The organism is Ruegeria sp. AA6, assembly GCF_056542865.1.
Window position 1 is genome coordinate 13263 of record NZ_JBQGAN010000029.1, and the last position, 25505, is coordinate 38767.

Consider the following 25505-nt stretch of genomic DNA (forward strand, 5'->3'; position numbering starts at 1 on the left):
GAGGGCAACTTAGATGCGTGCGCAAATCAATTCTGACGAAAACGGACGTAAACGGGCTGTGAATGCGTGTCTTGAGCCTTGCCCGATTGAACGCGGAATGCGGATTTTAGGCGGTAAATGGACAGGATCGATCCTGTGGCACTTGAAAGATGGGCCGACGCGTTTCAATGATCTGTCCCGCCTGATCGGAGGCGCCAGCAAGAAGATGATCACAGAGCGTCTGCGTCAGTTAGAGGCGCAGGGTCTGGTTGCGCGCAATGTTCTGCAGACTTCACCGGTTTCGGTCGAATACTCGATCACAGAACTGGGGCAGACAGCACTTGGGTTTTTGGACGAGTTGCGAAAGTGGACAGATTCCTTACCTGCGTCCGTTTCCGGCGTCGAACAGCCATAGTTTGCAAAAAGAGAAAACTGATCTACGATAATTCCGCATACAGGCGTTTGTGGCTCCTGCCTCTTGATGGGTAGGGTGCTGGCATGTTTCAATTTTCTGGCCAACCCGGTGTATCATGCCGTTGGCCAATCGCTCGGGAAGCTTCGCTTGCCGACAATTGCCTGAAAGGTGCGCCACGGTAAAACCGAAAAAAACAAGCACCACAGACGACCAACATGGAGATATCAGATGAAAAAAATTGCAACGCTATTGGGAGGCGCATCAATGGCGATCGCCGGACCGGCGATGGCTGCGGATATCGTGATCGGGGTGCCAAACTGGCCTTCCGTGAACGCTACAGCCCATATCCTGAAGGTGGCGATTGAGCAGAACCTCGGCCTTGAGGTCGAGCTGCAGAACGGCACCAACCCGATTGTGTTTGAGGCGATGGATTCCGGTGCGATGCACGTGCATCCCGAAGTCTGGATGCCAAACCAGCAGAATTTGCATGACACCTATGTCACTGACAAAGGTACCGTCGCGTTCAACACCAACGGCGTTGAGGCATTCCAGGGCATGTGCGTCGACAAGGCAACCGCCGATGCCAACGATATCCGGTCGATTGATGACCTGACCAACCCCGACATTGCCGCGCTGTTTGACAGCAATGGCGACGGTCAGGGCGAAGTGTGGATTGGCGCGCCGGGTTGGGCCTCGACCAATGTTGAGAAAATACGCGCCAAATCATATGGTTACGATCAGGTGATGGAGCTGACCGAGATCGACGAGACCGTGGCCTATGCAAACCTCGACAACGCGATCAAGGCGGGTGAGCCTTGGGTTGGGTTCTGCTACACCCCGCATTACGTGTTCGCGTTGCATGACATGCAGATTCTGGAAGAGCCTGCCTATGACGCGTCCAAGTGGAACGTTCTGCAGCCCACCGATGACCCGGATTGGCTAGAGAAATCCGAGGCGGGCGTGGCTTGGGACCTGGCGTATCTGCATCTGCATTATGCTAAATCCCTCGAGGATGAGTTCCCTGAAGTTGCCCAAATGCTGGCCAACATGAAGCTGGACACCGAAGCCGTGTCAGCCATGACCTATGCACTGGTCATCGAAGGCCAAGAGCCGCTGGCCTACGCAGAAGAATGGGTAACCGCGAACGAAGATGCTGTTCTGGGCTGGATGTCACAGTGATTGACGCCGACCAGAGCTGAAACTCGGGCAGGCCGTCGGAAATGTCCGGCGGCCTGTTCTGCATCAAAGGGACAAGTATGACCGAAACAGTCGTAAAATTGACGGATGTCTGGAAAATCTTTGGCGCGCGCGCCGAAGAAGCCATGACCGCCGTGCGGAACGAGGGCATCGGAAAGCCCGAGGTTCTTGAGAGATTTAATTGCGTCGTGGGTGTGCAGGGCGCCACCTTCGAAGTGCCTCGGGGTGAGATTTTTTGCATCATGGGCCTGTCGGGTTCGGGCAAATCCACGCTGGTGCGACACGTAAACCGGTTGATCGAACCGACATCGGGCACGATCGAGATTCTGGGACATGACGTGTCCAAAATCTCTGAGTCCGAGTTGCGCCGCATCCGGGCGCAGCAAATCGGGATGGTGTTCCAGCACATGGCGTTGATGCCGCATCGCTCGGTGCGGGACAACGTGGCCTATCCGCTGGAAATTCGCAAAGTGTCGAAATCCAAGCGCTGGGCGGTGTCCGATCACGCGCTGGGTCTGGTGGACCTTACGGGCTACGAGGATCGCCTGCCCAAGGAATTGTCCGGTGGTATGCAGCAGCGTGTGGGGATTGCTCGCGCTTTGGCATCAGACCCGGAAATCCTGCTAATGGACGAGCCGTTCTCGGCCCTTGATCCGTTGATCCGCCTGCAGTTGCAGGATCAGTTCAAGGCGCTGGTGGCACAGCTTCAGAAAACCACGCTGTTCATCACCCACGATCTGGACGAAGCCATCCGCATCGGTCATCGGATTGCGATCATGAAGGACGGGGTGATCGTGCAGATCGGCACACCGGAAGACATCGTTATGAACCCGGCAGATGATTATGTGCGTGAGTTCGTTCAGGGTATTTCGAAGCTGAAACTGGTCAAGGCACATTCGATCATGGAGCCGATGGGCAGCTATTCGGGGCCGCTGGACGGTGCGCCGCGTGCAGATGAGGGAGCGGATCTGGATCAGTTGATCGACCTTGCAGTGAACACCGATATGCCGGTCGTCATAACAGATGCAGGCGCTGACGTGGGCGTTGTGACCAAGCCGCGCCTGTTGCGCGGAATTCAGGGGGGCAAAAATGACTGATGCAGCAATGGAAATGAAAGTCACAGCCGCCTCTGACATCGAAGTCGACCGTGAGGCGCTGGACCAGTCCATCCACGAATTTGCGGGACCGAGCGGCGACTACTACGTCACCGCGTTCCACAAAATCCACGATGCGACCAGCCCGATTCCCAATACATTCAACCTATGGGCGGCAGTGTTGGGGCCGTTCTGGTCGGCCTCGCGCGCCATCTGGGGCATGTTCTGGACCTTCCTGATCCTGGAGATCATCGCCTGGGTTCAGATCGGACGTGGGGCTTGGGGCAATCCCGGTGCTGACCTGGCCGAACGCGCCGGGCGTCAGCAAGCCCGCGCGAACGAACTGTTGGAACGGGCGGCGGCTGCTACGGAACAAGCCGATATCGACCGGTTCAACCGTCTGGCCGAAAACATCCAGAAAGCGGCGGACAACAGTTTTGCGCAGGCGCAAGCGGCGCAGGCCGAGGCGACAGGGATCATGATCACCGGCCTTCTGATGCTTCTGGTATTCAAACTGGTGCAAGGCTTCTACGCGGACAGGGTGTACGAAAAGCAGTACTCGAAATGGCGGATTGATCCGGCCAGCACGGAAAGTGGCCGGTCCACGCGCAACACGGTGCTGGGTGCCGTGCTGGTGGCCGCGATTGCACCTCTGATCGTTTATAAGTTCACCGTGAACGCCTCACTTCCATTGCTGGATGCTTTCCCGGAACAGCAGGTATCAGCGATGATCCTGGGTGAGGGCGAAGGAACGATTTTCTCGAACCTTGCCAGTTGGATGGAGGCGCAGATCGACGCCGCCGCCGCCGCAGGGGGCGATGTGTTTGACGGTATTGTCGCCGGTGTCCGATCAGTTCTGGACGCTTTGACGGTGGCTCTGATCGGGTCGCCCTGGCCGGTTGTGATGCTGGTCATTTGTGTGACCGCGTGGCGTGCGGCGGGCCCGCGTGTGGCGATCTTCACGGCTTCGTCGCTGGCCTATATCGCGCTGCTTGGCTACTGGGATGTGGCGATGGAGACGGTGGCATTGGTTGGTGCAGCGGTGCTGCTGTGCGTTGTGTTCGGTATCCCGCTGGGTATCTGGTTCGGCAAGTCCAAGCGTGCCTATCGCGCGGCTGAGCCGGTGCTGGACCTGATGCAAACCCTACCAGCCTTCGTCTATCTGATCCCGATCATTGCCTTCTTTGGCACCGGCAACCCGCCGGGTATTCTGGCCACGATCATCTTTGGCATGCCGCCGGTCATTCGCCTAACCGCGCTGGGCATGCGCGGTGTGCCGGACAGTATCAAAGAGGCAGCGGTCGCCTTCGGGGCGTCGAAATGGCAATTGCTGAAGGATGTGGAAATTCCGCTGGCCTTGCCTTCGATCATGACCGGAGTGAACCAGACCATTCTGATGTGTCTGTCGATGGTGGTGATCATCTCGCTGATCGGCGGTGGCGGTCTGGGCAAGGAAATCCTTGAGGCGCTGCAATACGCTGCCAAGGGTCCGGGCCTTCTGGGCGGTTTCGCCATCCTGTTCCTAGCCATGGTGATGGACCGGATCGTGCAGGGTGCCTTCCGGCGAGAAGACGAGAAAATCTGAACGCGCACGCCCCCGGTTCCCGCCGGGGGCGTTTTTCTTTGAGCGGGGGAAAACTATGACTGATCGCTATGAACAGTCCATGATGGACAATCTCTATTGGTGGGGCGTGCCGACCCTGTTCCGCTGCCCGAACGAAGGCCCCGAGGGGCAGGACATCGCGCTGGTGGGCGTGCCGCATTCCACTGGCAATGGTACGACCGAGCGGGATCAGCATTTGGGGCCGCGCGCTTTGCGCCACATCTCGGCCGTGCAGCGCCGTGTGCATTCGGTATTCAAGATCGACCCATGGAATAGCGCAAAAATTGCAGATGTTGGCGACGTTCCGTTTCCCCGTGCCAATGACAACGAGGACTGCATCGAACGTATTACTGCTTTTTACAAAGGTATCGACTCGGCCGGCGCACGTCCTGTCTCGGTCGGGGGTGATCATTCCATAACCGGAGGCATCGTTCAGGCGTTGGGACGCGGTAAGCTGGCAGGTGGAGAACCGATCAGCTTTCTGCATCTGGACGCACATACAGATGTGTTCACCAAAGTTGACCACTTTCTGGGTGCAAAGAAATCGGCGGCGCACTGGGGTGCTTATCTGGCCGATCAGGGGCAGGTCGACCCGACACGATCCATGCAGATCGGGCTAAGGGGACATCCGCGCAGTCTGGACTGGCTGCAGCCATCCTATGACTATGGCTATAACATCGTCACGATGCGCGAATTCCGCCAGCGTGGACTTGCGGAAGTGGTCGCGCAGACCAAAGAAGTTTTAGGCGACCGACCTGTCTATATTACGTTTGACCTAGATTGCCTCGACCCCACAGTGGCGCCAGCAGTGTCCAATCTGGAACCCGGAGAGAAGGGCTTTGACATAGACGAAGCCGTTGGCATCCTGCGCGCCGCACGCGGGTTGAACATTGTGGGCGGAGACGTTGTTTGCATGATGCCCACCAAGGACAGCCCCAATAACATCACCGCCCTGACGGCTGCGGCGGTGATGTTCGAGATGATCTCAATGATCGCCGAAAACGTCAGTGCGGCCTAAAGCCGCCGCGCATCCACAGCCTGCGCCAAAACGCAGAGCAGTTCGAACATCAACGAGATGCCAAGCCATGCCGTACCGCCCTCGGGGTCGAAGGGCGGCGCGACCTCGACCAGATCTGCTCCGATCAGATTGATGCCTGCCATCTTACGAATGACCTGTTGCGCCTGAAAACTGTTCGGCCCACCAATTTCCGGTGTGCCGGTGCCGGGGGCATAGGTTGGGTCGACGAAGTCGATGTCATAGGTACAGTAGGTGGGCGCGGTGCCAACAATGCTGCGAACCTCGGCCATGACGTCATCAATGCCCCGGTCGAACAGTTCCTCGATGCGGATGATGCGGATGCCCTGTGCCTCGCCCCATTCGATGTCCTCGGTGTTGTAGGCTGTACCCCGAATGCCGACCTGAACAAAGCGCTTGGGGTCGACCAGCCCTTCTTCGACTGCGCGACGAAACGGTGTGCCGTGGGTGAATTTATGACCGCCGAAATAGGTGTCGAACAGGTCGGTGTGGCTGTCGAATTGGATCAGACCCAATGGGCCAGATGCAGCCAGAGCGCGCAGAACCGGCAGGGTAGTTAAGTGATCCCCTCCGGCGGTTAGCGGGGCAATGCCGCGGGTGCGGAGGTCCGTATAAAAGGCGGTTACCCGGTTCAACGTGTCTTCGATATCTACCGGATTTGGCGCGACGTCCCCCAAGTCGGCGCAATTGGCCATCGAGAAGGGCGCAACACCCGTGACAGGGTTCATCGCGCGGATCATGGTCGAGAAGTCCCGCAATTGCCGTGGCCCATGGCGCGCTCCGGGGCGGTTGGTCGTGCCGCCATCCCAAGGGATGCCAACCAATCCCACCTCAACCTCTGAGATGCGTTCATGGTCAAGTGAAACACTGGGCAATCTCATGAAGGTGGGGATGCCGGCGAACCGGGCAAGCTCCATCGCCGAAACAGGCTGAAAAAACGCATTGGTCATGTGGTCCCCCCTCGCTGGTTCTGGCGCGAGACTAGCGGTAGTTTTGGGGCTTGAAAATGGGCTGACGCGCCTAGATCAGGATGCCTAAACGTTTGCGCATTCCAGCGCGCAGCGCGTCACACAAGTATTGGTTGTGACAAACGCCTTACGCTTAGTTTCGATATCAGCGAAACCTGCCGTGCGGCCGACGCGGCCACTGTTTGTCCGCTCTACGATCTAAGATCTGAACAAAGGTAGGATTGTTTCTTGCTTGTTTATTCAACATCACCATTGCCGCCAGCGCTAAACTTTGCTTGGCTTCGTTTCGAAGAAATCGAAACAAGGGATGTGCGCTGTGTCGAAACCCCTGAGCCTTCGTTGGCTGGAAGTCTTCCGTCTGATCGCCAAGTCGGGATCAATCCAACAAGTCGCGTCCGAGACGGGACTGTCGATCAGCACCGTGTCGAACCACCTGCGCAGCCTTGAAGCTGCTTTGGGCGTTGGTCTGGTCGATCACAAGAGACGGCCGATGGGGCTGACGCCTGCAGGCGAGGTTTTTGCGCGTTACGTCCGCGACGGGCTGACGGTGCTTAAACGGGGTGAAGCAGAAATTCGGTCGGGCAACTGGCGGCACGCGACGGACTTGCGACTGGCGCTTATCGACGATTTCGACAACCAGATTGCACCAGATTTGTTCCGATTTCTTGCACAAGCTCTGCCGCGCTGCAGTTTTCGCCACTATACCCGCCCCAGCCATGAAATCATCGCCAACCTGCAAGAACACAAACTGGATGCAGGGGTAGCCACCCGGCCCTCGGAACGGACCGAAGGGCTGATTGAATACCCGCTGATGCGGGATCCGTTTATCGTGATCCTTCCCAATACGTATCACGGTGCACCCGAAGATTTGCTGAAACCGGACGCTGAATTACCGCTGCTGCGGTATTCGCGGGACTATATGATCGGCAAGCAGATCGAGATTCAGCTAACCCGCAATAAGTACAAACTGCCGAACCGATTTGAGATGGAATGCAATCACTCGATCATCGGTCTGGTGGCAGAGGGCAGCGGGTGGGCGATAACGTCTGCTGCTTGTTTCCACCGCGCCCAAAGGTTCCATGACAGTGTTCGGGCCATTCCGTTTCCGGGGCGGAACTTTGTGCGGACGGTGTCTTTGTTTACAACCGAGGTGTATCCAGAGACGACTTCGAGGCTGATCCAAAAGGCGATGGTCGAGCTGATCCGGCAGCATTTCACGGACCCGATGTGCAAAAGCCATGCCTGGTTAAAGGACGATTTCCGCACCATGGAAGCCGAGGCCGCCTAGGTGCCGGGCGGCGGACCAAGCGATTGACGCTCGATGATATGTGTCGCAAGCCGCGCACTCGTGCCGGTTCCCTGGTTTTCCAGAATTCTAACCAGTTCCAAAGCTGCCCTTCGGCCCATTTCCCTGTGTGGTACGTGTACGGTGGTCAGCGCCGGGGTCGCAATCCGCGCCAGTTCGATATCGTCGAATCCGGTGATGGAAACGTCCTTGGGAACTTGCAGCTTCATTTCTTGCGCCCGGTGCAACGCACCCACGGCCAGAACATCGTTGCCGCACAGAACGGCGGTGGGCGGTTCGGCTTGTGACATCATCTGGGAAAACGCGTCGCCACCGTTTTCAATTTCATAGGGCGTTTCGATGATGGTCAGATTTGACGAGGGCAGATCATTCTGTTTGATCGCGTCCTGTACGCCTTCAATCCTCAGACGCGCGCGATCATTGCCTGCGCTGATGCCTGAAATCAGACCGATCTTTTTGTGACCCACCTCGATCACGCGGTTCGCAAGTTCAGCCATCGCCGTGCGATTGTCAAAGCCGATTGAGGCGACCTTTGCGTCAGGCAGAAACGACCATGCGACCAAGACAGGGATATTCCTGCGCTCAAGACCCTCGTAAATTCGTGGGTCACGATCATGCCCGATCAGCAGCAATCCGTCTGCTCCACGCGCGACCAGCGTGCGGATCTGTTCTTTCTCGATCTCGGGTTTGTAGGCCGAGCTGGAAACCAGCAATGTATATCCATGTTGGTGCAATTCTTCCTGAAACGCCTGCAGACCACGGGCAAAAATTGCATTCTCCATCGTGGGAATGATCGCGCCAATTGTCGATGACCGCTTGGCTGCCATCACACGTGCAGCAAAGTTGGGCATATACCCCAACGCATCCACAGCTGACTGCACGCGCTGGCGCGTCGCCTCAACCACCCGATCCGGGTTGTTCAAACAGCGTGAAACGGTCGCGGTCGAAACACCGGCGAGTTTGGCCACATCATCCAGCGTTGGTGCTGATCCAAGTTTCGACATTTCCAAACCTGCTATTCGCTTTTGCCAATAAGTTTAGACTTAAGCGCGTCTCAAGAAAAGTGGCTATGTAAGCGCTTGCATTTTTCATGTAAGCGCTTACAAATGACATTGGACCGATTCCAAAGGGAGTCCGTGAAATGTTTCTGACCGCATCGATCATCGTGTTCGTCATCTACTTTGCGAACGTCGCCATGGGTGCGTTTGCGGGCAGCGCATTTCTGGGGGACGTAGGAGAGATGTTGGTCCTGTTCGCGGCGTCGATCCTGTTCGTTGTCGCAATTCTGAAAAAGGAAGCCGATCGCGACGCCAAAGGCGACGGCTGACTTTTTTGCTTGGGAGGGCAATTGATGAACAACGACAAAACCGAACTGGGTTCGGAAGAACGCCGTAATTTCCTGAAGCTCAGCGCGACTGGGGCCTTTACCGCTGCGATGGTGGCGGGCGCGGCTGGCGTGCTTTGGTCGTCCGAGGCCGCAGCGCAAACCGCCAAAGAAGAGAGCGAGCGTGAGAAGGCCGCCGAGCATGTGATGACCATCGCCACAGCGTACGTGCTGGGCGCATCGCGCAGCTATCCGATCATGCAGTTGGACCTGAAGGAAAACATCCAGAACGCCACGAACGGCAAGGTCTACGTAAAGCTGGCTCCGGGCGGGCAGCTAGGTGCAGGTGGCTCGCTGGTACAGAAGGTGCAAGGCGGCACCATTCAAGCCGCGCAGCATTCGCTTTCGAACTTCGCGCCGTTTGCTTCGACCGTTGACCTGATAAATATGCCGTATCTGTGCGGCTCGAACCAGCGTTTCACCAATCTTGTGCATTCCGACACCTGGAAGAACGAAGTTCATCCAAAGGTCGAAGCCGCTGGGTTCAAAGCGCTCTTCTATGTCGTAATCGACCCGCGTGTCGTTGCTGTGCGTCAAGGGGGCAACCCCATCGTCACTCCGGCAGATATGAGCGGCGTGAAATTCCGTGTTCCGGGCTCGAAAATGCTGCAACAATACTACCGCATGGTAGGTGCAAACCCGACACCTGTTGCTTGGGGTGAGACCCCCTCGGCCATCAAGCAGGGCGTCGCGGATGCGCTCGACCCGTCAGTCGGCGCGCTGTATGTGTTCGGCTTCAAGGATATCCTCAGCAATGTGACCTTCACGCAGGCGGTGCCGGACAGTCAGGTGTATTCCTGTAACCTTGAATGGTTCAACTCGATGCCGGCCGACGTGCAGGAAGGCATCATGTGGGGGTCCGAGATGACCAGCCACCAGAACCTGTCCAAAGTGCCGTCGGCCCGCGCCTATGCCATGGCCGAGCTGAATAAGGCCGGCGTACAATTCCAGTCGCTGTCCGACGATCAGTTGGCGGAATGGCAGGACGTTGGCGGCTATCAGCGGTCGGAATGGGATCCGTTCAAGACCGAGTTGGCGGGGTCGATGGAGAACTTCGAAAAACTGGTCGAGGCGGCGGGAACGCAGGGCAAATACTACGTCCACGACGCATAACGCCATCTGGGGCGCCCGCATCGGGCGCTCGGTTTTTCCACGGACAGTCAGGCCGAAAAGGGCCCGAAGCAGAAGGCTTGTGCCTGGCTGTTCTATTGCCGAGGGATTCGGATGACCGTTCTTCAAAACATAGACCGCAACGCCGAGCGCTGGCTGCTGCTGGTGTTCTACGTGATGTTGGTCATTACAATGGCCATCGAGGTTCTGAGGCGTGAGATTTTTGCGTTTTCCTCGATCTGGGGCGAGGAAATCGTCCGTTATTCCTTTATCTACCTCGCGTGGATCGGTGCGGCGGCGGCGGTTAAAGAGCGTGCCCATATCCGCATCGACGTAATCATGCACTACCTGCCGCCGCGTCCCAAGGCATTGCTGTATATCTTCGGTGATCTGGTCATGTTCGTGGTGGCGATTATCGCGTTGTACTGGTCATACGAGGCCGTGCATGTCTCGGCCAAGTTCGGATCGGTGACGGATGGCCTGCGGGTGTCCAAGGTCTGGTTCCTGATGGCCGTGCCCACCGGATTTGCGCTGATGATATGGCGCCTGATCCAATCCTTCCTGCGTGATGTGAAATCTCTTCGTGACGGCACTCCCGTCTTCGAAGGCGACAAGCTGTTTGACTGAGGAGAAACCGAATGCTTTGGAATTCCCTCAATCAAACCGTTGAACTGGGCTGGGATTTTTACGTCCCCGTCATCCTATTCGTTGGCCTGATCGCATTGGCCGTTCCGGTCTGGGCCGCCATCGGCACGGCCGCGATCGTCATGCTGGTCATGTCCGGCGACCTGCCGCTGAGCCTTGTGGGTGAGAGCCTGTTCACCGGTATCGACGCGTTTGCCCTGACCGCCGTGCCGCTGTTTATTCTGACCGGGGACGTCTTGGTACGCACCGGGCTATCGCGCAAATTCCTTGACGTGGCCGAGGCGCTGACCTGCTTCGCCAAGGGCGGCTTCGGATCGGCGACCGTGCTGGTCTGCGGCATGTTCGCTGCGATTTCGGGATCGGATGCAGCCGGTGCTGCTGCTGTGGGCCGAATGACCATCAACCGTCTGGTCGAAAGCGGCTATCCGCGCCCCTATGCCTGTGCGCTGGTCGCGGCGGGGGCGTGTACCGGCATCCTGATCCCACCGTCGATTGCCTATATTATCATCGGCCTTGTGCTGGGCATTTCCGCCTCGACCCTGTTCCTTGCGGCGCTAATCCCTGGCTTGGCCATTTTGGTCTCGATCCTGATCACCAACATCATCATGAACCGCCTCTATGCCTATGAGGGCGGCGGCATGATGACCATGGGCGAGTGGCTGGCCAATCTGGGCAAAGCGCTGAAATCTGGCTGGTATGCGTTTATCGTACCGGGCATCATTTTCTACGGCATCTTCTCGGGTCGCCTGACGCCGACCGAGGCCGGTGCGACCGCCGTGGTTGTTACCATCATCATGGGCTTTATCCTGCGTACGCTGACACTGGCCGATTTTCCGTCGATGCTGGTCAGTTCAGCCAAGGTGAATGGGGTTATCCTGCCGATCATTGCGTTTTCGGCCCCCTTAGCCGAAGCTTTGGCGATAATGGGTGTGCCGCAGGGGTTCGTGACCTCGGTGACAGCCATGACCGATGATCCATACCTGCTGATCCTACTGATGATCGGCATCCTGATCGCGGCGGGCTGCGTGATGGAGACGACCCCGAACATTGTGATCCTTGCACCGATCCTCAAGCCGCTGGCCGACAATATCGGCATGAACGAGATCCAGTTCTGCATCATGATGATTACCGCACTGGGCGTGGGCTTCATTACCCCACCGCTGGGTCTGAACCTGTTCGTGGTATCTGGCATTACCGGTGAATCCATTCTGAAGATTGCCGCCCGTGCCGTGCCTTTCGTACTGACCATGCTGATCGTGGTGATCCTGATCGCCTATGTTCCGGCGGTGTCGACCACCTTGCTTCCTGAAATCTACCAATAGGACCTGCTGACCATGCCTCGTGACTATCTCAAAAAGGCGACTTTGACGGCGCAATCTCATGCCACCGAAGTACATGATACGGTCAAGACCATCCTTGCCGATATTGAGGCGGGCGGTGACGCTAAGGCGTTGGAATACGCGGCTAAATTCGACAAGTTCGATGGCAATGTCCTTATGACTCAGGACGAGATAGACGCCGCCATCGCACTGGTACCCGAGAAGCTGAAGGCCGATATCCGCTTTGCCCACGACAATGTCCGCCGCTTTGCCGAAACGCAAAAGGCCACCGTGTCAGATGTGCAGATGGAGATCGTGCCGGGGTTTATCGCGGGTCAAAAGGCGATCCCGGTGGATGCGGCTGGGTGCTATGTACCCGGCGGGCGCTACAGCCACATCGCCAGCGCGATCATGACAGTGACCACGGCCAAGGTGGCCGGGTGCCGCCATATCACCGCCTGTTCGCCGCCAAAGCCGGGCGAGGGCGTCGCGCCTGCAATTGTCTACGCGGCGCATATCTGCGGGGCGGACAGTATTCTGGCCATGGGTGGCGTGCAGGGTGTGGCCGCGATGACCTATGGCCTGTTCGGCCTGCCACGCGCGAATATCCTTGTGGGTCCGGGCAACCAGTTCGTGGCCGAGGCCAAACGTATTCTCTATGGCAAAGTCGGGATCGACATGATCGCGGGGCCTACCGATAGCCTTATCCTTGCCGACAGCAGCGCCGACGCGCATGTGGTTGCGACTGATTTGGTCAGTCAGGCCGAACATGGCTACAATTCTCCCGTCTGGCTGGTGACCGATGATCGTGCGTTGGCGGAAAAGGTTATGGAACTGGTTCCGACTCTGATCGAGGATCTGCCTGAACTGAACCGCGAAAACGCCTCTGCCGCGTGGCGCGACTATGCCGAGGTGATCGTTTGTTCGGATCGTGAAGAAATGGCCGTTTGTTCCGATGACTATGCGCCCGAACATCTGACTGTTCAGGCCAAGGATCTGGATTGGTGGCTGAACCGTCTGACCTGCTACGGCTCGCTATTCTTGGGCGAGGAGACTACCGTCTCTTATGGAGACAAGGCCACGGGAACCAACCACGTGCTGCCAACCTCGGGTGCGGCCAGCTATACGGGCGGCCTGAGCGTCCACAAATACATGAAGATCGTGACATGGCAGCGCGCTACGCGGGAAGGGTCGAAACCCATCGCCGTGGCGACCGCGCGTATTTCCCGGTTAGAAGGCATGGAGGGGCACGCCCGTGCCGCCGATGTGCGATTGGCCAAGTATTTCCCCGACGAACAGTTCGACCTGACCGCAGATGGATGACCCACGGGCGCTTTTTGATCTGACAGGGCGGGTGGCCTGTGTCACCGGTGCCAGCTCGGGCCTTGGTCGACGCGCGGCTGCGGTTCTGGCTGCCGCTGGTGCCAATGTAGTCGGCGTGGCGCGTCGAGCCGACGCTTTGGCTGAGATGCAGGACGAGATAGGCGAACGCGCTGACACCGTTGTTGCGGACGTGGCTGAGCGGTCGAAAATCGGTTCGCTGGTCGATGACATCGGGTCCAAATTTGGCCCACCTGACATCGTCATCCATGCCGCCGGAGTGAACACGCGCGAAGCGGCGGATGACGTCACGCCAGAAGGCTGGGACGCGACCTTAGCGCTGAACCTGAGCGCTCCGTTTTTTCTGAGCCAGGCGATGGTCCCTGCAATGAAGGACCGTGGCTGGGGGCGGATCGTGAACTTTGCCTCGCTTCAAACCACGCGGGCCTTTCCGGGTGGTATTGCCTATGGCGCAACCAAGGCTGGGATTGGCCAACTGACCCGCGCTATGGCCGAGGCGTGGTCGCCTCACGGCATCACCGCCAACGCAATAGGTCCGGGGTTTTTCCCAACCGAACTCACACAGGCGGTGTTCGGTGATCCTACGCGCGCTGCGCGGAACGCGGCCCAGACGTGCATTCAGCGCAACGGGCGAATGGATGATATCGACGGCCCGATCCTGTTTTTGTGTTCAAAGGCTTCCGATTACGTCACCGGACAGGTCCTGATGGTTGATGGGGGGTTCACAGCGAAATGAAAGCGCTGGTTTATGAAGGTGTGGAGCAGGTGGCGTTTCGGGAAGTGCCCGATGCCACCCCGCAATTTGGCGAACACCTCATCCGAATTGAGGCAGCGGGCATTTGCGGCTCGGACATGCATGCCTATTTGGGCCACGATGCGCGCCGTCCTGCACCCTTGATACTTGGGCACGAGGCAGCAGGCACAATCGTGGGCGGTCCTCGGGATGGCGCGCGTGTTACGATTAACCCGCTGGTGACGTGTGGCACCTGCGCGGCCTGTCGGTCTGGGCGAGAGAACCTGTGCGCGGATCGCCAGATCATCTCGATGCCGCCGCGCGAAGGGGCTTTCGCCCAATTCGTCGCCATGCCCGACACCAATCTGGTCGAGGTGCCGGATCACGTAAGTTTCGCCAAGGCAGCGCTGGCCGAACCACTGGCGGTCAGTTGGCATGCGGTTCGGCTGGGCCTTGAAGCACTGCACCCGGCAATGGATCGCAAGGCGCAGGTGATCGGTGGGGGCGCCATTGGCGTCGCGGCTGCGCTGGCCCTGTCCGCGATGGGTGTAGATGATGTTGTGATCGTTGAACCCAACGATCTGCGCCGCGCCTATTTGCAGGGTTTCGGAGATTTCAATGTCGTCGGCGAAACGCAAGACAGCTTCGGTTTGATCATTGACGCGGTCGGCTTTGCGGTCACCCGCGCTATGGCGTCGTCGCTGGTCCAACCGGGCGGTGTGATCGCTCATGTCGGACTGGGTGAAGACGCTGGAGGGCTGGACATCCGCCGCATGACCTTGCAGGAAATCACTTTTATCGGCACCTATACATATACGGCCGAGGATTTCCGGCAAACCGCCCAAGCCATCTTTGACGGTCGTCTGGGTGCGTTGAACTGGGTCGAGGAACGGACACTGTCCGAAGGGGCAGATGCATTCCGGGATCTACGTAAAGGGGCTGTTGCAGCCCCGAAAATCATCCTCGCGCCATGGGCATAGGCCCGACAGATACGGAGGGATTCATGTATAAGAAAGTTCTTGTTCCAATGGCGCTGGATCACGGCATTTCACAACACACGCTTGAGGTCGCGCGCGCGCTGTCCGGGGAAGATGGCGAAATCGTCGCGCTGCATGTCTATGAGATGCCGCAAGGTTCGGTCAGCGCCTACCTTGACAAGGATATGGTTGCCGAGGGCTTTCGTGCCGCCACCAGTTTGTTGCGCAAAAAGACCGAGGGGATTGAGGGTGTCACGCTCGAGATCGTCAAGGGCCACACCGCCCGGACTATTATTGACTACGCCAATGCCAACGGCGTGGATTGCATCGTCATCGGCTCGCACAAACCGGGCCTCAGCGACTACTTCCTGGGCTCGACCGCATCTCGCGTCGTGCGCCATGCCGGATGTGCAGTGCACGTCCATCGCAGAATCTAACCCGTCAATCGCGCCAATAGCGCCCCAAACAGGACTGACAGACCGGATATGAACATAGACAAGAAGATCACTGACGATCTGGTCGCAAACGATATCTCGTTTGTAACCACCGTGCCGTGCAAGCAACTGGCCGGGGTCATAGATGAAATCGACCAGCGCGACGGCATCTATCACATCCCCTCGAACAAGGAAGACGAAGGCATGGGCCTGTGCGCGGGCGCTTGGATGGGCGGTAAGCGCCCGGCGATCATCATGCAGAACACCGCCATCGGCGTGACAATCAATACGCTGGCGACACTGATCCAGTACTACCGGATGCCGCTGCCCATGCTGATCTCATATCGCGGAGAGCTGCGTGAGCCCATCGCCTGTCAGGTCGAGATGGCAGTCCACACCAAAGCCTTGCTGGCGCAGCTGAATATCCCGACCTACCACTTCCACCATCAGGCGGACGTCGAGGAATTGGACGCGATCCTGAAATACACCTTTATGTGCAACAAGCCGGTCGCCATCCTGACCGACGCCAATTTCTGGGGAGGCTACGGCGACCAATGATCCGTTCTGAGATTCTGAAAGAAATCGCCCCGATCCTGCGGGATCAACTGGTGGTCTGCAATATCGGCATCCCCAGTCAGGAGCTGCACGCCATCGATGATCAGCCGACCAATTTCTACATGCTGGGCACGATGGGTCTGGCCTCGTCCATTGGCCTCGGGCTGGCGCTGTCGCAGCCGAAACCGGTGATCGTGATTGATGGTGATGGCTCAATCCTGACCAATTTGGGCACGCTGCCGACCATCGCCAACAACGTGGCGGACAACTATATCCTGCTGATCGTCGACAACGGCTCATATGGGTCCACCGGGGATCAGCCGACCTATGCAGGTCAGAAAACCTCGCTGGCGAAAATGGCCGAGGCTGCGGGCTGTGATCGGGTCATCGAATGTCAGGCTGAGGAAACCGGTCGGGTTCTGCAAGAGGCGCTGGACGCCAAGCAGATGACCATCATCGTCAGCAAATGCGAAAGCGGCAATGCCAAGATGCCGCCGATCACAATGGACCCGGTAGTAATCCGCGACCGCTTTATGAAGGCCGTTCAGGCCTGATGACAGCCAGCGCCATCCACAGCGCCGAGGACGCCCGCCGTCTTGCGCGGCGGCGTCTGCCGTGGATGGTGTTCGATTACATAGACGGCGCGGCGGGGGCCGAGGTCGGGGCGACTCGAAACCGTGTCGCCTTGGATGCTATGGCCCTGCGCCCGCGCGTATTGCGAGATGTGAGCACACGATCTCTGGCGACGTCACTGTTTGGCACTCCTGCGCAACGTCCTTTTGGCATCGCGCCGATGGGCATGTGCAACCTGTCCGCGCCCGGCGCTGACTTGATGCTGGCGCGTCTGGCGGCGTGCTACAAGGTTCCGTTAGGTGTGTCGACCGTGGCCTCGACCCCGATGGAAGAGGTGATTGAGGTCGCCGAAGGAAACGCTTGGTTTCAGCTATACTTCAGCGGAGACGGAGAGGGCACGTTCAAGCTGGTCGAACGCGCGCGCGCTGCGGGGTATGAGACTCTCGTTCTAACCGTGGACGTCCCCGAGGTTGGCCGCCGACCGCGAGAATTGCGCCATGGGTTCAAGATGCCCTTCCGCATCGGCCCGCGCCAGTTCATCGACTTTGCCCTGCACCCAAGGTGGTCGTTGGCGACTTTGGCTGCCGGAAAACCTCAGATGGCTAACTTTTTGAAGGACGGTTACGAGTTCGACCGCACAGAAAGCCGGGCCAAGGCAACGTGGGAAACACTCGCCCGGCTGCGCGATCAGTGGGGTGGGAAACTTGTCGTCAAAGGCGTCTTGGACCCCGAGGACGCCTTGGCCGTGAAAGCCGCTGGTGTGGATGCCATTCAGGTCTCAAGCCACGGCGCGCGGCAATTGGACAGCGCCCCCCCGGCCTTTGAGATGTTGCCGCAAGTCCGGGCTGCTGTGGGTGATGACTACCCTGTGTTCTACGATAGCGGGTTGCGGTCGGGCGAAGACGCCGTGAAAGCACTGATGGCGGGCGCGGATTTTGTTTTCTTTGGCCGGGTCATGCAGTTTGCGATGGCCGCCGCAGGTGAGGCCGGTTTGCAGCAGCTCTGGGACGTCCTCAGTGATGAGTTCAGCATTACGATGGCTCAGATCGGGGCAACCTCAATCGACGTATTGAAATCCTGAATTTCACACCTTTGCGTACCCCGCGCAGATTTGGTGCAATTCCTTGAATATGATATGACGTAGGGTAAGGCGCATCCCACACTGAACTGCATCAAAAGGGGGTAAGTCATGTACTTCAGTCATTTCAAACACAGCATTCTGATCGGAGCGGGCCTGATACTGGCTGGCCTGTCCCCAGCACTTGCGCAAGACCGCGAAGAAAGCCAAGGCATGGTTCTGCTGCGCGGGCTGCCCACGTTGGACACCAGCCACAGCGTTGCGATCATCGAGTTGGACCCGGAGTCTGACCGGTTTGGAGAAATCCTCAGCGAAGTTGAACAGCCCGAAATGGTGCATCCTCTGCACCACCTGTATTACAGCCCAAACGGCAGGCTGTATTCCACCGGGCTTGATCCGTCGTGCAGTCTGGCCGAGGTCGGCCTGTCCCGTGACTCCAGCGGCGCGCCTGTGATCTCGGGTTTTAACTGCCTGGATACGCAGGGGCAGATGGTCGGCGAAGACATTATGTGGGCAAATTCCAACGGTCAGGAATATATGTTCGTGACCTTCCTTGGAGGGACCGGAGGGGATGACGGTGGCTCGGTCGGTGTGTTCGACACCCAAACCAACGAAGTCGTCAAGATTATCGAAGCGCGCAAAAGCCAGGTGGGTGAGGGCGCGCCCTATATCATGTACCCGCACGGCATTTCCGCCTTCGAAGACCGCATGGTCGTAACTTCGACCGTACACCCGGACCTGAAGACCGGGGTCGGGAATGTGCTGACGATCATTGATCTTAACGCTTTGGAACCCATAGAAAATATTGTGGTCGAGAAGGAAAAGCCTCTGAATTTCCCATCGTCTCCGGTTGAGGTTCTGTTTGCTCGCCCAAGCATGCACCCCGAGATTGAACCCGCCATTCTGGCCAACACGATGTTTGGGTTCGAGACATGGAAAGTGCCCTACGACGCCAGTTCGAAGACCTTTGGTGAGGCCGAGGTAATCTATAGCGGCGTTGCCAATGAAACAGCTGTGCCGCTGGAATTTTACGGCACCGAGGATGAGCTGTTCATCTCACACGCCCTTCCGGGTGTGGTAAAGCGTTATGAACTGGTGGCCTTGCCCGAACTGGTGTCCAGCGGCCCGGACATCGTTGCTGATCCGGGGGCGCATCACATGATCTTTTTCACCTCGGCTTCGGGGCGCGACCTGATCGCGGTTCAGAACAACCTGCTGAACTTGGGCAATGCTGCGGACGATGATCCAACGGATGTGGATTTCATCGCCGGTCTAAACAGCCATACAATTACGGTCCACGACCTTGAAACTGGTGAACGTCTGGCCACGGTCAACATCAAGGACCGCTATAACAAGGGGATCGAAAACCTCGAAGGGCTGTTCGGCTCTGGCTTTGTTCATCACCACTGACGATCCGGTGGCGTGATGCTTCGGGTTGTCTTGATCCTTACCATCGCCGCCGGGGTTGCGGCGGTGGGGTGGGTGGTTTGGGATCGCGCGCGCACCCCGATTGCGACCCCGATCGCCGACTTTTCCGCACCGTTTGTTTTCGGGCGCTTTGCCGTCCCACCCGACAACCCGCTGACCGAAGAAGCCTTCGCGCTGGGCCGTCACCTGTTCTATGATCCTGTTTTGTCCGGCAATAACGAAATCTCCTGCGCCACCTGCCACGTGCAGGCGCTGGCCTTTACCGACGGGCGCGCGAAATCTCCGTCCTTGTCAGGGGGCGAGTTAAACTTCAGTTCGATGAGCTTGGCCAACCTGCTTTGGGGGCAGCAGAGGTTCTTTTGGGATGGTCGCGCGACCTCGCTTGAGGAACAGGCGCTGATGCCGATCCAGCACCCCGACGAGATGGGGCAGGATATTGACGCGCTGATGTATGAACTGCGGGCCTCGGATACGTATCGCAAGATGTTCCGTAACGCCTATGGTGCGGTTACGCCTGAGAATACAGCCAGCGCGCTGGCAACGTTCATGCGGATGCTGATCTCATCGAACTCGAAATACGATCGGTATTTGCGCGGTGAGGTCCGCCTGACCGCGCAGGAGGAACACGGGCGCAAGCTGTTCATGGCGCACCCGGACACCAAAATATCCCTAAGGGGCGGCAACTGCATCGACTGCCACAGTCAATTCCTGACGTCGGGGTTCCGCGACGCGCTGGATGGGTTTTCCAACAACGGTCTGGACCCGGACGAAACTCTGCCCGATGGCTTGATGGCTGTGACAGGGAACCCCGCGCATAAGGGGTTCTTCAAGGTGCCGACCTTGCGCAACATCGCCGTTACCGCGCCGTACATGCATGATGGCAGGTTCGACACGCTCGAAGACGTGATGGCGCACTACAATGACGGTATTGCGGTCAGTGACACGCTGAGTCCCCTGATCCTTGAGGCCGACAACGCACCCAACACTGATCAAGACACGGTTGGCCTGCGTATGACGCCCGAAGAGATGGAGGCCATCATCGCGTTTCTACACACCCTGACAGACGAGGACTTCCTGACCAATCCACTTTTCTCTGATCCGTTTGAAGGAGGTTCTTGATGCGACTGATCCTTGGAATGCTGACCGGTGCGGCTGTGATCATAGGGTGGGTTGTTCTGAACCCGGGGCAAAAGACACCCAGGCCGATCACACTGACGTTTCACGCCGAAATGGCGGGCGAACCTTTGGTTTATGATCAGTTCGTCTATGACAATCCGGGCGGGGAGGGACAATTCAGAGTTCGCGATTTCAGGTTTTACCTGAGTAACTTGTCCTTTGGGCAAGGGGATCAAACCTTTGCCGAACCGGAAAGCTATCACCTTTTGCGCTTCGATAACGCGGACAAGACGCACTCAATCACTTTGCCCGAGGTGCCTCTGGCTTCGATTGACACGGTACGGTTCTTGATCGGGGTCGATCCTGCCGCAAATACGTCCATCGAGGTGCGGGGCGACCTGGATCCTAACAGCCAGATGGCGTGGAACTGGGAAGTAGGCTACAAATTCGTGGTCTTCGAAGGCGCGTTGCAGGTGGATCAGGATGTATCACCCTTGGTCTACCATGTCGGGTTTTCCGAAAATGCGCGCGAAGTCGTGTTACAGCTTCCGAGTGACATTCTAGCAGAAGAGGATGGTCAGTTACATCTGTCGGTCGATCCTGCGAAACTTTTCGAGGGCAGCGCAAAGATCGACATGGAGGCACTGCCTTCGGTCAAGTTTAATCGCACAGATGCCGAGATGCTGGCCAACAACTATGCGGCCATGATTGCTCCGTCATTCTGAGACACGTTGCAACGGTGGAAAATGCTGTTTTGCACGTTGGCAAGAGTGATCTTAAGAAAAGTGTTGCTGGACTGATCTCGACGTTTCAACAAAGTCTTACTTCTGCCTATATTTTGTCAGATCAACCACAAATTCATCTTTCACGTTCATTCTCAACCCAGTTGAGAGGATTTGATCGATGCAGGCCATTTTCCGACATGTCTTCCTTGAGCGACGCAGACTGGCGTTGATCGGTGCTTTGTCGTTCGTGGCCGGCGTCGTGTTGTACTCGCATATGGGCTCCACCAAAGGGGGGGTGCCGGTTCCAATCATTATCGGCCTGATCTACATGGTCGCAGTTGTTACGGCGGCGGCGATGACCACCTATTTTCTACCGCGCCTGCGCCGGATTACCGACGCGGTTGCTGTCACGCGGCTTGGGTTTGCATTGTGGGTCGCATCAACGCAAAGCTATGAGTTGGTGTCGTCGCCGCTTGTCAGCGCGTCAATTGTTGTCGGAAGTGCAATACTTCTGTTGGAAGTTAGCCCCAGACTTCCGGCCATTGCACGTGTGTTGTCGGTCCCAGAGGTGCATTTAGGCATCACGCAAAACATGCGGGAGTTTCTTGGCTGGCTCGACAACGCAGCGGGATATCACGCACAGACCCTTTCAGCCATGACAACTGAACGAGTCCACGCCCACGGTTGAAGCCTGAAAAGTGGCCCCAAAAAGTCAGAACCGATAGGTGGCGCCGATCAGCGGGCCGGATTGATTGAATTCGTAGTCATTGCCGTCGATCTCGTGTTCGAACGATATGTACCGATATCCACCGCGCAACAGCCATCTGTCGTTGATGGCGTAATCGGCCGTCAGCAGAACGGACCAAGTCTGGCTACCACTGCGGAATCCTCCATAATCTGCGTAGGCCGTGCCGCTCCAAGAGTCGGACAAGGCAAAGCGGGCTCGGACGCCAACAATCGGGTCGACCCAACTTGCATCGGCATCAGTCTCGCGAGAAGGGCCTCTTTCAGAAGTCACGGTAAATTCCGTGTCAGTGCTGTACCACCTGAAACCACCTGCTAAATCCACCTTAACAGATTGGTCGTTGCGCACCCGGTATCCCAGCAATGCTGTTAGAAACTGTGTTTTGACCGAGGTGTCCAATTCTCCGGCTAAGGGTCCGGACAAGGAGTTGTTGAAAGAGAGGTTGGTATAGTTGTAATCGGCCAGCACGCTCCATTGCCCATTGGTTGCAGCGAATGCGCCCATGAAGGCAAAATCCAGATTTTCCAGCGCGTCGGAAAAACTCAAAGTTCCATCCAAAGTGCCTGAAGGGGTGTCCAGTTTGGTCTCGGTTTCGGGCATGAACAAATAGATCGTGGCTTCATAGGACCACCCGGATTGCTGGGCCGTTGCCGCTGTTGCTAACGTGAGTAAGGCCGCTGCAAGTGCGCTGGAATTCGTTCCTCGTAGTGGTCTCATTCTATCCCTCTCTTATTATTTTCTTTGGTTTCCAAAATAGAAGCTAGGCAGCCACATCATTTGATTTTTTTGCGCCAAAGCCCACACGATTGATGTCTGTGTCCGGGAAAAACTCGGACCAGACATGCCAGAAGACGCCGGCTCGCAAGGTCTCGACCCTTTGTAACTGACCTTGGTCTGACACTCCCCAGAAGTCGCAGCGGGTTACCGGTTTGCCGCTGTCATTGTACCATATGCCAAGGCTTTCATATTTTGGGTCAAGGCTGACGACGACACCACGACCGCCAACGGTGGCATTAACGATCCAGTTGTTGTCGATTATAAAATCGTCGGTCCAGCAGGCCGCGTCTTTACCGATGGTGATGCCCCAGACATAGGTCTTGTTTGGCAGCCGGTCGTCTGAACGGTCCATGTTGTCCATCACCGGGGCATCCTCTTGATGTTGGCGCCCAATGCCCCATCCAAAGGTAATCTCGGTCACCATGTCCAGCAGCCGCAGAAATGGGTTAGGTGAGGGTTTGTTCAGGTAAACTTCGCCATCAGGAAAGGCCTTTTGGAACCCGCGAAAGGTCATCCGATAAGTTGGCCATGGTTTCATCTGCGCCTCGGGACGCAGGGGGCAGGCCAGCCCGTCCGGGTTCGGGTCGCGGTCGGCTTCGCGAAAACCATAGATATGTTGGATCGGTTCGCCGGATTCGTTGTCGCGCAGGATAAGGTTGTTGCCGTGCTGGGCCAGAACCTCAAGGTCCAGCCGTTTGCCCTCGACCCGGGGAACGTAGCCTTGGCCGAGGTTAGCCATCGCGCAATAGGTCATGATAACGTCTTCTCCGCCCAGCCCATCCGCACTCCCGGCCAGATGTGGGCGCATGATCTGTGCATCCGGGTGCGCGCGGGCATGGCCGTTATTGTCGATCACCAGAACAGGCGCAATAGGCCCGACATATTTCTGCGCCTCGCCAATGGGAAAGAAGGCAGCTTCATTCATCTGGTTGCGCAGGCCCAGATGTACCCAGACGTAGGGAAAGCCGTAAAGAAACAGCACGAGCAAGGTCGTTACGACCCACACCCAGAACGGCCCGCCACCCAGTATGAAATGTGCCAACGTTGCAATAGCAAAACCGCCTAAACCCACTCCGATCAAACGATATTCGTGTCGGATAAAACGCACCATATTCTCGCGCTTTACCTTCAGCAGCATTTGCGAGATGTCGCCCAGATCGCGGAAGTAGACAAAGCCGATCCCGAGCGAGACAACCAAGCCCAAGGCGAAGAGTATAGTTCCGACCATATGCACCTCCTGCTTGGTGTTATTGCTGTGGCGAGGCGCGCTTGATCATGAACGCGTCGACGGCCTGTTGGGTTTCTGGGCGGATGTTCTCTATCCCCTCATAAGGCACGCCATAGGCAGGCGTGGTGTCGGGGAATTTCTCTTTGCGGGCCATGTGGCGACCCAAAATGCGCGCGAATTCCTGACCTCCCCAAGCGCCAACCTCGGTCGAGACAGAGTATTCTTCACGTGTGTCCCGATAAAGGTCAAAGAACTTTGCCAAAATCGCGCTTTCCCCAGGTCCCGGCAGTTTCAGCTTTAACTGGTCTTTCACAATCGCCTCGGGTTTGTTCACCGAATAGACAATGACGTGATCGCGGCGGGCTTTGGATTCGTCGGCAAACAGCAGGGCGGCGGATTGGTCCACGCCGTCCACCAGGCGATCCCGCGGAATGAACGCATCAGCCCCTGCAAAGCGCGACAGTGTCGTATAAAGGTCAGAGACGTGGATGATGCTGTTCAGCAGCCCATCGGCTTCGATCATACCGGGCCAGCGAATGAAAGCATCGACGCGAACGCCGCCTTCGGTCGTGTCGCCCTTGCCGCCCGCGTAGATCAGCGGTGTGAAGCCCGATTGCGGCGCGTATTTGGTGAAATGGCCGTTGTCGCCCATGACGATGACAATGGTGTTCTCGGACAGTCCCAGCTCATCCAACCGCGCGAACAGATCGCCCAGCCACTGGTCCAGCAGCTGCATCTTGTCCACATAAAGGCCGCCATTCACACTTTCTGGTCCTGACCGCCCGGCGCGGGTGTTGTCCAGCGGGATCATCGGCCAATATTGCAGGAAGAACGGGTCGTCTCCGCCTGCAAGACGTTCCAGTTCCTCCAAGGTCTTATCCTGAAACGCCTGGTTCATTTCGTCGTACTTTGCGGCGTTCCAGCGTTCACCGGGTTCCATGCGAATCTCGCGGATCGGGCCGCCGGTTTCGCCCTCGATCACGGTCATCATCGCCGCCGCGTCCGGGCGGAACCAATCATCCAAAGTGTATTTGTCGTCATAGTCCCGGATCGCGACCGAGACCTGCTCCTTGATGGCGTCGTCATTAAAGATAGTCAGCTGACCCTGCTGGTGAATGGCGTGTTGGGCATAGTCAAAGCCTTGGTTCATCGCCCAGCTTTCGGCGATGTCGCCCATGTGCCATTTGCCCACATGGCTGGTGGCATAGCCCGCCTGTTTCAGCACTTCGGCCAGAGTGACCTCGTTCTCCGGAAGCCCAAATCCTGCGATATCGACTGTCGTGTCGCCCATGCCCATACGCACTGGCAACCGCCCGGTCATCTGCGCGACACGTGTCGGCGTGCAAGAGGGTTCGGTATACATCCGCACCATCCGCATGGCCTGATCGGAAAAGTCGTTGATGTTCGGTGTCTCGTATCCCCGAACGGCGTTCAACTCGGGGATACCCATGTCCCCAAAGCCCATATCGTCGATCAGGACGCTGACGATGTTCGGAGGATTGCCCCCGTTGCCGTCCCGAAACGACGCCAGCGCCGTATCAACCGCCGCATCATCCTGTGCCCATTGTTCCGCGTGTTGTGCCTGAAGAATGTAGAATTCCGCATCGTGTTGAATAGGGCTCTCTTGTGCCACCGCTGGTGCGGCCGCAAGCCCCGCTGTCACTGCAATCCAACATCTCAAATCCATTCCGTCCTCCCCCTCCGTTGTCAGAATGCCCCACGGTCGAGTTCGCAGAGCA

At 57.6% G+C, this 25505-nt stretch carries 26 protein-coding genes; 21 read left to right on the forward strand and 5 right to left on the reverse strand.

The genetic code is table 11. The features are described from left to right. Nucleotides 1-13 precede the first annotated feature (13 nt). From ACR0LN_RS20840 to ACR0LN_RS20860, 5 genes are all read left to right on the forward strand, one after another. On the forward strand, nt 14-394 hold the full coding sequence (locus ACR0LN_RS20840; RefSeq protein WP_480432419.1) for a winged helix-turn-helix transcriptional regulator: 381 nt from the start codon (nt 14-16) through the stop codon (nt 392-394). 228 nt (nt 395-622) lie between these two features. Next, nucleotides 623-1573 carry an ABC transporter substrate-binding protein gene (locus ACR0LN_RS20845; RefSeq protein ID WP_480432420.1) on the forward strand — a complete coding sequence of 317 codons (951 nt, stop codon included), beginning with the start codon at nt 623-625 and terminating at the stop codon, nt 1571-1573. A 77-nt stretch (nt 1574-1650) separates the two neighbouring features. Beyond that, on the forward strand, nt 1651-2688 hold the full coding sequence (locus tag ACR0LN_RS20850; protein ID WP_480432421.1) for a quaternary amine ABC transporter ATP-binding protein: 1038 nt from the start codon (nt 1651-1653) through the stop codon (nt 2686-2688). Next, nucleotides 2681-4270 (forward strand): ABC transporter permease, encoded by a 1590-nt coding sequence (locus ACR0LN_RS20855; RefSeq protein WP_480432423.1) that lies wholly within the window; start codon nt 2681-2683, stop codon nt 4268-4270. The genes ACR0LN_RS20850 and ACR0LN_RS20855 overlap by 8 nt, the downstream gene beginning before the upstream one ends. 55 nt (nt 4271-4325) lie before the next feature. Then, nucleotides 4326-5306, forward strand: a complete 981-nt coding sequence (locus ACR0LN_RS20860; RefSeq protein WP_480432425.1) for an arginase family protein — start codon at nt 4326-4328, stop codon at nt 5304-5306. On the opposite strand, the gene ACR0LN_RS20865 is transcribed toward ACR0LN_RS20860, so the two are convergent. Further along, nucleotides 5303-6274: an agmatinase gene (locus ACR0LN_RS20865; RefSeq protein ID WP_480432426.1), complete on the reverse strand. Its 972-nt coding sequence runs from the start codon at nt 6272-6274 to the stop codon at nt 5303-5305. The genes ACR0LN_RS20860 and ACR0LN_RS20865 overlap by 4 nt on opposite strands. Nucleotides 6275-6599: 325 nt before the next feature. On the opposite strand from ACR0LN_RS20865, the gene ACR0LN_RS20870 reads away from it, so the two are divergent. Then, on the forward strand, nt 6600-7580 hold the full coding sequence (locus ACR0LN_RS20870; protein WP_480432428.1) for a LysR family transcriptional regulator: 981 nt from the start codon (nt 6600-6602) through the stop codon (nt 7578-7580). Here the strand turns inward: ACR0LN_RS20870 and ACR0LN_RS20875 are convergent. After that, nucleotides 7577-8602 carry a LacI family DNA-binding transcriptional regulator gene (locus ACR0LN_RS20875; RefSeq protein ID WP_480432430.1) on the reverse strand — a complete coding sequence of 342 codons (1026 nt, stop codon included), beginning with the start codon at nt 8600-8602 and terminating at the stop codon, nt 7577-7579. The genes ACR0LN_RS20870 and ACR0LN_RS20875 overlap by 4 nt on opposite strands. A gap of 137 nt (nt 8603-8739) precedes the next feature. On the opposite strand from ACR0LN_RS20875, the gene ACR0LN_RS20880 reads away from it, so the two are divergent. From ACR0LN_RS20880 to ACR0LN_RS20950, 15 genes are all read left to right on the forward strand, one after another. Then, entirely contained in the window at nt 8740-8925 is a 186-nt protein-coding gene (locus tag ACR0LN_RS20880; RefSeq protein WP_480432432.1) for a hypothetical protein, read from the forward strand. 24 nt (nt 8926-8949) lie between these two features. Beyond that, nucleotides 8950-10095 (forward strand): TRAP transporter substrate-binding protein, encoded by a 1146-nt coding sequence (locus tag ACR0LN_RS20885; RefSeq protein WP_480432434.1) that lies wholly within the window; start codon nt 8950-8952, stop codon nt 10093-10095. A 111-nt stretch (nt 10096-10206) separates the two neighbouring features. Continuing rightward, on the forward strand, nt 10207-10719 hold the full coding sequence (locus tag ACR0LN_RS20890; RefSeq protein WP_480432436.1) for a TRAP transporter small permease: 513 nt from the start codon (nt 10207-10209) through the stop codon (nt 10717-10719). 11 nt (nt 10720-10730) lie between these two features. Continuing rightward, entirely contained in the window at nt 10731-12059 is a 1329-nt protein-coding gene (locus ACR0LN_RS20895; RefSeq protein WP_480432438.1) for a TRAP transporter large permease, read from the forward strand. Nucleotides 12060-12071: 12 nt separating this feature from the next. Then, a complete protein-coding gene (gene hisD / locus ACR0LN_RS20900) occupies nt 12072-13379 on the forward strand; it encodes a histidinol dehydrogenase (protein WP_480432439.1) in 1308 nt (435 codons plus the stop codon). Further along, nucleotides 13372-14133, forward strand: a complete 762-nt coding sequence (locus ACR0LN_RS20905) for an SDR family NAD(P)-dependent oxidoreductase (RefSeq protein WP_480432442.1) — start codon at nt 13372-13374, stop codon at nt 14131-14133. The genes hisD and ACR0LN_RS20905 overlap by 8 nt, the downstream gene beginning before the upstream one ends. Further along, on the forward strand, nt 14130-15110 hold the full coding sequence (locus tag ACR0LN_RS20910; protein WP_480432443.1) for an alcohol dehydrogenase catalytic domain-containing protein: 981 nt from the start codon (nt 14130-14132) through the stop codon (nt 15108-15110). The genes ACR0LN_RS20905 and ACR0LN_RS20910 overlap by 4 nt, the downstream gene beginning before the upstream one ends. A gap of 23 nt (nt 15111-15133) precedes the next feature. Next, the gene (locus tag ACR0LN_RS20915) at nt 15134-15544 is read left to right on the forward strand and encodes a universal stress protein (protein WP_480432445.1); all 411 of its coding nucleotides are present in this window, start codon (nt 15134-15136) and stop codon (nt 15542-15544) included. A 48-nt stretch (nt 15545-15592) separates the two neighbouring features. After that, nucleotides 15593-16099, forward strand: a complete 507-nt coding sequence (gene comD / locus ACR0LN_RS20920; RefSeq protein WP_420584840.1) for a sulfopyruvate decarboxylase subunit alpha — start codon at nt 15593-15595, stop codon at nt 16097-16099. Continuing rightward, complete coding sequence (gene comE / locus ACR0LN_RS20925; protein WP_480432447.1) at nt 16096-16650, forward strand: sulfopyruvate decarboxylase subunit beta; 555 nt, start codon at nt 16096-16098, stop codon at nt 16648-16650. The genes comD and comE overlap by 4 nt, the downstream gene beginning before the upstream one ends. Beyond that, complete coding sequence (locus ACR0LN_RS20930) at nt 16650-17750, forward strand: alpha-hydroxy acid oxidase (RefSeq protein ID WP_480432449.1); 1101 nt, start codon at nt 16650-16652, stop codon at nt 17748-17750. The genes comE and ACR0LN_RS20930 overlap by 1 nt, the downstream gene beginning before the upstream one ends. Before the next feature lie 108 nt (nt 17751-17858). Next, nucleotides 17859-19157, forward strand: coding sequence for a hypothetical protein (locus ACR0LN_RS20935; protein WP_480432451.1), 1299 nt, complete (start codon nt 17859-17861; stop codon nt 19155-19157). 15 nt (nt 19158-19172) lie between these two features. After that, the gene (locus tag ACR0LN_RS20940; RefSeq protein WP_480432453.1) at nt 19173-20294 is read left to right on the forward strand and encodes a cytochrome-c peroxidase; all 1122 of its coding nucleotides are present in this window, start codon (nt 19173-19175) and stop codon (nt 20292-20294) included. Beyond that, nucleotides 20294-21016, forward strand: a complete 723-nt coding sequence (locus ACR0LN_RS20945; protein ID WP_480432454.1) for an MbnP family protein — start codon at nt 20294-20296, stop codon at nt 21014-21016. Before ACR0LN_RS20940 ends, ACR0LN_RS20945 begins: the two co-directional genes overlap by 1 nt. Nucleotides 21017-21194: 178 nt before the next feature. Further along, entirely contained in the window at nt 21195-21704 is a 510-nt protein-coding gene (locus ACR0LN_RS20950; protein ID WP_480432456.1) for a hypothetical protein, read from the forward strand. Between the two features lie 24 nt (nt 21705-21728). Here ACR0LN_RS20950 and ACR0LN_RS20955 read toward each other — a convergent pair whose 3' ends face one another. The 3 genes from ACR0LN_RS20955 to ACR0LN_RS20965 are packed head-to-tail and all read right to left on the reverse strand — an operon-like array spanning nt 21729 to nt 25453. Continuing rightward, a complete protein-coding gene (locus ACR0LN_RS20955; protein ID WP_480432458.1) occupies nt 21729-22478 on the reverse strand; it encodes a porin family protein in 750 nt (249 codons plus the stop codon). Nucleotides 22479-22521: 43 nt separating this feature from the next. Further along, entirely contained in the window at nt 22522-23766 is a 1245-nt protein-coding gene (locus ACR0LN_RS20960) for a DUF3179 domain-containing (seleno)protein (protein ID WP_480432459.1), read from the reverse strand. A 19-nt stretch (nt 23767-23785) separates the two neighbouring features. After that, nucleotides 23786-25453, reverse strand: coding sequence for a sulfatase-like hydrolase/transferase (locus ACR0LN_RS20965; RefSeq protein ID WP_480432461.1), 1668 nt, complete (start codon nt 25451-25453; stop codon nt 23786-23788). Nucleotides 25454-25505 lie beyond the last annotated feature (52 nt).